Annotated in this window: 2 tRNA genes and 2 rRNA genes (1 of these 4 only partly in view); all 4 read right to left on the reverse strand. The window is 49.9% G+C overall.

The features are described from left to right. Positions 1-7: 7 nt before the first annotated feature. Positions 8-2910: ribosomal RNA gene (locus CJ191_RS00005) — 23S ribosomal RNA — on the reverse strand. Positions 2911-3091: 181 nt separating this feature from the next. After that, positions 3092-3164 (reverse strand) — tRNA-Ala (locus tag CJ191_RS00010). 46 nt (positions 3165-3210) lie between these two features. Then, positions 3211-3284, reverse strand: a tRNA-Ile gene (locus CJ191_RS00015). Positions 3285-3380: 96 nt separating this feature from the next. Further along, positions 3381-4647, reverse strand: a 16S ribosomal RNA gene (locus tag CJ191_RS00020); it runs 254 nt beyond the window's last position. The 16S and 23S rRNA genes sit together here with 2 tRNA genes alongside, the layout of an rRNA operon.

A 4647-nucleotide genomic window follows, 5' to 3' on the forward strand; every position in this document is an offset into this window, starting at 1 on the left:
TTATCCATTGGATAAGTCCTCGACCGATTAGTACTAGTCCGCTCCATACATCACTGCACTTCCACTTCTAGCCTATCTACCTGATCGTCTCTCAGGGGTCTTACTATCTTAAAGATATGGGAAATCTCATCTTGAGGAGGGCTTCACGCTTAGATGCTTTCAGCGTTTATCCCATCCACACATAGCTACCCAGCGATGCTCTTGGCAGAACAACTGGTACACCAGCGGTGTGTCCATCCCGGTCCTCTCGTACTAAGGACAGCTCCTCTCAAATTTCCAACGCCCGCGACGGATAGGGACCGAACTGTCTCACGACGTTCTGAACCCAGCTCGCGTACCGCTTTAATGGGCGAACAGCCCAACCCTTGGGACCGACTTCAGCCCCAGGATGCGATGAGCCGACATCGAGGTGCCAAACCTCCCCGTCGATGTGAACTCTTGGGGGAGATAAGCCTGTTATCCCCAGGGTAGCTTTTATCCGTTGAGCGATGGCCCTTCCATGCGGAACCACCGGATCACTAAGCCCGACTTTCGTCCCTGCTCGACTTGTAGGTCTCGCAGTCAAGCTCCCTTCTGCCTTTACACTCTGCGAATGATTTCCAACCATTCTGAGGGAACCTTTGGGCGCCTCCGTTACATTTTAGGAGGCGACCGCCCCAGTCAAACTGCCCGACTGACACTGTCTCCCGACCGGATTACGGCCGCGGGTTAGAGTGGCCATGTCACAAGGGTAGTATCCCACCAGTGCCTCCACCGAAACTAGCGTTCCGGTTTCAATGGCTCCTACCTATCCTGTACATGTCACACAGACACTCAATATCAACCTGCAGTAAAGCTCCATGGGGTCTTTCCGTCCTGTCGCGGGTAACCAGCATCTTCACTGGTACTACAATTTCACCGAGTCTCTCGTTGAGACAGTGCCCAAATCGTTACGCCTTTCGTGCGGGTCAGAACTTACCTGACAAGGAATTTCGCTACCTTAGGACCGTTATAGTTACGGCCGCCGTTTACTGGGGCTTCAATTCGTACCTTCGCTAATGCTAAGCACTCCTCTTAACCTTCCAGCACCGGGCAGGCGTCAGCCCCTATACGTCATCTTTCGATTTTGCAGAGACCTGTGTTTTTGATAAACAGTCGCTTGGGCCTATTCACTGCGGCTGACCATTGGTCAGCACCCCTTCTCCCTAAGTTACGGGGTTATTTTGCCGAGTTCCTTAACGAGAGTTCGCTCGCTCACCTTAGGATGCTCTCCTCGACTACCTGTGTCGGTTTGCGGTACGGGTTGTTTGCATCTAACTAGAAACTTTTCTTGGCAGTGTGACGTCAGCAGCTTCGGTACTATATTTCCCTCCTCATCACAGCTCATCTTTAACACGAAGCATTTCACTCTGTGTCAGACTCACTGCTTGAACACGAATCCAATAACGTGCTCTGCTTAGCCTCCTGCGTCCTTCCTTTGCTCAAACAATACAAACAAGTACAGGAATCTCAACCTGTTATCCATCGCCTACACCTTTCGGTCTCGGCTTAGGTCCCGACTAACCCTGGGAGGACGAGCCTTCCCCAGGAAACCTTAGTCATACGGTGGACGGGATTCTCACCCGTCTTTCGCTACTCATACCGGCATTCTCACTTCTAAGCGCTCCACAAGTCCTCTCGATCTTGCTTCTCTGCCCTTAGAACGCTCTCCTACCATATCCATACGGATATCCACAGCTTCGGTGTTCAGTTTAGCCCCGGTACATTTTCGGCGCAGGGTCACTCGACTAGTGAGCTATTACGCACTCTTTAAATGATGGCTGCTTCTAAGCCAACATCCTAGTTGTCTAAGCAACCCCACATCCTTTTCCACTTAACTGAAACTTTGGGACCTTAGCTGGTGGTCTGGGCTGTTTCCCTTTCAACTACGGATCTTATCACTCGCAGTTTGACTCCCGGATTAAAATATTTGGCATTCGGAGTTTATCAGATTTCGGTAATCCTAGATGGACCCCTAGATCAAACAGTGCTCTACCTCCAATATTCATCATCCGAGGCTAGCCCTAAAGCTATTTCGGAGAGAACCAGCTATCTCCAAGTTCGATTGGAATTTCTCCGCTACCCACACGTCATCCCCGCCTTTTTCAACAGACGTGGGTTCGGGCCTCCAGTGCGTTTTACCACACCTTCACCCTGCACATGGGTAGGTCACTTGGTTTCGGGTATACGACTACATACTCGACGCCCCATTCAGACTCGCTTTCGCTATGGCTCCGTTTCTGCAACTTAACCTTGCATGCAATCGTAACTCGCCGGTCCGTTCTACAAAAAGTACGCCATCACCCATTAACGGGCTCTGACTGCTTGTAAGCACACGGTTTCAGGTACTATTTCACTCCCCTCCCGGGGTGCTTTTCACCTTTCCCTCACGGTACTGGTTCACTATCGGTCACTAGGGAGTATTTAGCCTTGGGAGATGGTCCTCCCGGATTCCGACGGAATTACACGTGTTCCGCCGTACTCAGGATACAGACTAGCGTTATTGATCTTTCATCTACGGGATTGTCACCCTCTGTGATTGGCCTTTCCATGCCATTCGACTAAATCTTTAACTACATATCGTCTGTCCTACAACCCCAAAGAGCAAGCTCTTTGGTTTGGGCTCTTTCCGTTTCGCTCGCCGCTACTCAGGAAATCGATTTTTCTTTCTCTTCCTACAGGTAATGAGATGTTTCAGTTCCCTGCGTCTTCCTCTCAAACTACTATGTATTAATAGCTGAGTAATTGCCTATCAAAGCAATTGGGTTCCCCCATTCGGAAATCTCCGGATCAAAGCTTACGTACAGCTCCCCGAAGCATATCGGTGTTAGTCCCGTCCTTCATCGGCTCCTAGTGCCAAGGCATCCACCGTGCGCCCTTATTCACTTAACCATTGGTTAAGTTGTATGATTCGCGAAAAGTAATTTGCTTACTTTTATTGGTTTTTACTCTTGGTAAAATTGGAATTTCTTATAATAATTACCTCCTGGTAGAAATAATTAAATAAGAGGTTTATTACTTACAGTATTCAGTTTTCAAAGAACAAAATGGCAACCTTATTTCATGGTTGCAATGGAGAATAGCGGGATCGAACCGCTGACCTCCTGCGTGCAAAGCAGGCGCTCTCCCAGCTGAGCTAATCCCCCATAGCTGGATATATTTATATAAAATCTTCTTATTCCATTTCTGGAATGGGCCTGAATGGACTCGAACCATCGACCTCCCGCTTATCAGGCGGACGCTCTAACCAGCTGAGCTACAGGCCCGATTGGCTTCCATATCACTATAAGAATATAGTATAGACCTCTCAAAACTAAACAAAGAAGTTTCAAATCCATTGTGTATTCCGTTAATTTCCTTAGAAAGGAGGTGATCCAGCCGCACCTTCCGATACGGCTACCTTGTTACGACTTCACCCCAATTATCTGTCCCACCTTCGGCGGCTGGCTCCATAAAGGTTACCTCACCGACTTCGGGTGTTACAAACTCTCGTGGTGTGACGGGCGGTGTGTACAAGACCCGGGAACGTATTCACCGTGGCGTGCTGATCCACGATTACTAGCGATTCCGGCTTCATGCAGGCGAGTTGCAGCCTGCAATCCGAACTGAGAATGGCTTTAAGAGATTTGCTTGCTCTCGCGAGTTTGCGACTCGTTGTACCATCCATTGTAGCACGTGTGTAGCCCAAGTCATAAGGGGCATGCTGATTTGACGTCATCCCCACCTTCCTCCGGTTTGTCACCGGCAGTCTCATTAGAGTGCCCAACTAAATGCTGGCAACTAATAATAGGGGTTGCGCTCGTTGCGGGACTTAACCCAACATCTCACGACACGAGCTGACGACAACCATGCACCACCTGTCACTTTGTCCCCGAAGGGAAAGCCCTATCTCTAGAGTGGTCAAAGGATGTCAAGACTTGGTAAGGTTCTTCGCGTTGCTTCGAATTAAACCACATGCTCCACCGCTTGTGCGGGTCCCCGTCAATTCCTTTGAGTTTCAACCTTGCGGTCGTACTCCCCAGGCGGAGTGCTTAATGCGTTAACTGCGGCACTGAAGGGCGGAAACCCTCCAACACCTAGCACTCATCGTTTACGGCGTGGACTACCAGGGTATCTAATCCTGTTTGCTCCCCACGCTTTCGAGCCTCAGTGTCAGTAACAGACCAGAATGTCGCCTTCGCCACTGGTGTTCTTCCATATATCTACGCATTCCACCGCTACACATGGAGTTCCACATTCCTCTTCTGTACTCAAGCTTCCCAGTTTCCAATGACCCTCCACGGTTAAGCCGTGGGCTTTCACATCAGACTTAAGAAACCACCTGCGCTCCCTTTACGCCCAATAAATCCGGACAACGCTTGCCACCTACGTATTACCGCGGCTGCTGGCACGTAGTTAGCCGTGGCTTTCTGATAAGATACCGTCAAGACTGTAGCAGTTACTCTACAATTTGTTCTTCTCTTATAACAGAGTTTTACGACCCGAAGGCCTTCTTCACTCACGCGGCATTGCTCCGTCAGGCTTTCGCCCATTGCGGAAGATTCCCTACTGCTGCCTCCCGTAGGAGTTTGGGCCGTGTCTCAGTCCCAATGTGGCCGATCACCCTCTCAGGTCGGCTATGCATCATCG

This window comes from Aerococcus viridans (assembly GCF_002871935.1).
Classification (GTDB): Bacteria; Bacillota; Bacilli; order Lactobacillales; family Aerococcaceae; genus Aerococcus; species Aerococcus viridans_B.